3 protein-coding genes are annotated in these 2990 nt (G+C 60.6%); all 3 read left to right on the top strand.

Going from position 1 to position 2990, the window contains the following annotated elements; genetic code table 11:
- The first annotated feature begins 12 nt into the window (after positions 1-12).
- Entirely contained in the window at positions 13-1689 is a 1677-nt protein-coding gene (locus AC2FGB_RS19965; protein ID WP_281996164.1) for a formate--tetrahydrofolate ligase, read from the top strand.
- A 58-nt stretch (positions 1690-1747) separates the two neighbouring features.
- Positions 1748-2053, top strand: coding sequence for a chorismate mutase (locus AC2FGB_RS19960; RefSeq protein ID WP_142640424.1), 306 nt, complete (start codon positions 1748-1750; stop codon positions 2051-2053).
- Between the two features lie 53 nt (positions 2054-2106).
- Positions 2107-2990: bifunctional methylenetetrahydrofolate dehydrogenase/methenyltetrahydrofolate cyclohydrolase FolD (gene folD / locus AC2FGB_RS19955; RefSeq protein WP_271952851.1), on the top strand; the 884-nt coding region annotated here is incomplete at its 3' end.

Genomic DNA, 2990 nt, shown 5'->3' with positions numbered 1-2990 from the left:
GACCGAAACCCAATGAGCTATAAATCTGACATCGAAATTGCGCGTGAGGCGAAGAAGAAGCCGATTCAGGAGATTGGTGCGAAGATCGGCATCGAATCTGCTGATCTTCTGCCCTATGGCCATGACAAGGCAAAGGTGAGCCAGGACTTCATCAATTCGGTTCAGGGCCGTGAGGACGGCAAGCTGATTCTGGTGACGGCGATCAACCCGACGCCTGCGGGTGAGGGTAAGACGACGACGACTGTGGGTCTGGGTGACGGTCTGAACCGGATCGGCAAGAACGCGATGATCTGTATCCGTGAGGCTTCGCTGGGCCCGAACTTTGGCATGAAGGGCGGCGCTGCGGGTGGTGGTTACGCGCAGGTTGTTCCGATGGAAGAGATGAACCTGCACTTCACCGGTGACTTTCACGCCATCACCAGCGCCCATTCACTGCTGTCGGCGATGATCGACAACCACATCTACTGGGGCAATGAGTGCGAGATCGACATTCGCCGTGTAGCGTGGCGTCGTGTGGTCGACATGAACGACCGCGCGCTGCGTCAGATCACGGCCAGCTTGGGTGGCGTATCGAACGGTTTCCCGCGCGAGACCGGCTTTGACATCACCGTGGCCTCTGAGGTTATGGCGATCCTGTGCCTGGCCAACGACCTGAAAGATCTGGAAAAGCGTCTGGGTGACATCATCGTGGCCTATCGCCGCGACAAGACCCCGGTTTACTGTCGCGACATCAAGGCCGAAGGCGCGATGACGGTGCTGCTGAAGGACGCGATGCAGCCGAACCTGGTGCAGACGCTGGAAAACAACCCGGCCTTTGTGCATGGCGGCCCGTTTGCCAACATCGCGCATGGCTGTAACTCGGTCATTGCGACCAAGACCGCGCTGAAAGTGGCTGACTATGTGGTGACCGAAGCGGGCTTTGGCGCCGATCTGGGCGCCGAGAAATTCATGAACATCAAGTGCCGCAAAGCGGGTATCGCGCCGTCGGCTGTGGTGCTGGTCGCCACCGTGCGTGCGATGAAGATGAATGGCGGTGTGGCCAAGGCTGATCTGGGTGCGGAAAACGTCGACGCGGTCAAATCGGGCTGCGCCAACCTGGGTCGTCACATCGAAAACGTCAAATCCTTTGGCGTGCCGGTTGTGGTTGGCATCAACCACTTCGTCACCGATACCGACGCTGAAGTGCAAGCCGTGAAAGACTATTGCTCTGACCACGGGGTCGAAGCGGTTCTGTCGCGTCACTGGGAGCTGGGGTCGGAAGGTTCGGCGCCGCTGGCCGAGAAGGTGGTCGAAATCGTCGAAGGGGGCACAGCGAACTTTGCGCCGATCTACCCCGACAATATGCCGCTGTTCGAGAAGATCGAAACCATCGCCAAGCGCATCTATCGCGCGGACGAGGTTTTGGCCGACAACAAGATCCGCAACCAGCTGCGTGAATGGGAAGAAGCCGGTTACGGCAACCTGCCGGTCTGCATGGCCAAGACGCAGTATTCCTTCTCGACCGATCCCTCGTTGCGCGGCGCGCCCACCGGCCATTCGGTTCCGGTGCGCGAGGTGCGCCTGAGCGCGGGTGCCGGATTTATCGTGGCGGTCTGTGGTGAGATCATGACTATGCCGGGCCTGCCGCGCAAACCGGCGGCCGAAAGCATCTGCCTCAATGACGCAGGTGAGATCGAGGGCTTGTTCTAAGTCGCCAGATAAGACATCTCGTGATCCGGAGAATGCTCCGGGCCACGAGGAGATCACGATGCCCACTCTGACACCGCCGCAAGACTGCGCAACGATGCAGGATCTGCGGATTCAGATCGACCAGCTGGACCGGCACCTGATCGAGATGCTGGTGAGGCGCGCCAGCTACATTGATCGCGCGTCTGAGTTGAAGCCGGGCGAGGGCCTGCCGGCCCGTATTCCGGATCGTGTTGAAGAGGTGGTGCAAAAGGTGCGTGCCAGCTCTCAGGCGGCGGGGATGGACCCCGATCTGGCCGAGACGCTGTGGCGCATTCTGATTGACTGGTCGATTGCGCGTGAGGAACGTGTGCTCGGCAACGACTGACTGACCGGGCGCCCCAAGCGCCCGATCCGTTTTTGGGAAGAAGGGATCGAAGAATGGTAGCGCAGGTTATCGACGGTAAGGCCTTTGCAGCAACGGTGCGGGCACAGGTTGCCGATCAGGTTGCAAAGCTGAAGGACGAAAATGGCATCACCCCTGGTCTGGCCGTGGTTCTGGTGGGTGAAGACCCGGCCAGCCAGGTCTATGTCCGCTCGAAGGGCAAGATGACCGTCGAGGTCGGCATGAACTCGTATGAGCACAAGCTGGATGTGGACACCTCCGAGGCAGACCTGCTGGCATTGATCGACAAGCTGAATACCGATCCCGCAGTCCACGGCATTCTGGTGCAGCTGCCGCTGCCCAAGCATCTGAACGAAGATCTGGTGATCAATTCGATCGACCCGGCCAAGGATGTCGACGGGTTCCACATCTCGAATGTGGGCCTGCTGGGCACCGGTCAGAAATCGATGGTGCCCTGTACCCCGCTGGGCTGCCTGATGATGCTGCGGGACCATCATGGATCGTTGTCGGGCATGGATGCGGTTGTGATCGGCCGCTCGAACATCGTCGGCAAGCCGATGGCGCAGCTGCTGCTGGGCGACAGCTGCACCGTGACCATCGCGCATAGCCGCACCAAGGATCTGCCCGATGTTGTCCGTCGCGCGGATATCGTTGTCGCCGCTGTGGGCCGCCCCGAGATGGTGCCCGGCGACTGGATCAAGGAAGGCGCCACGGTCATCGACGTGGGCATCAACCGCATTGAACGCGACGGCAAGAACAAGCTGGTTGGAGACGTGGATTACGCCAGCGCCGCCGAACGCGCCGGAGCAATCACCCCCGTCCCCGGTGGCGTCGGCCCCATGACAATCGCATGCCTGCTGGCCAACACCCTGACCGCCGCATGCCGCGCAAACAAACTCCCCGAACCAGAAGGCCTGAC

This window comes from Ruegeria sp. CDSC021, from assembly GCF_059610845.1.
This window is presented reverse-complemented; position numbering and strand designations above follow the sequence as displayed.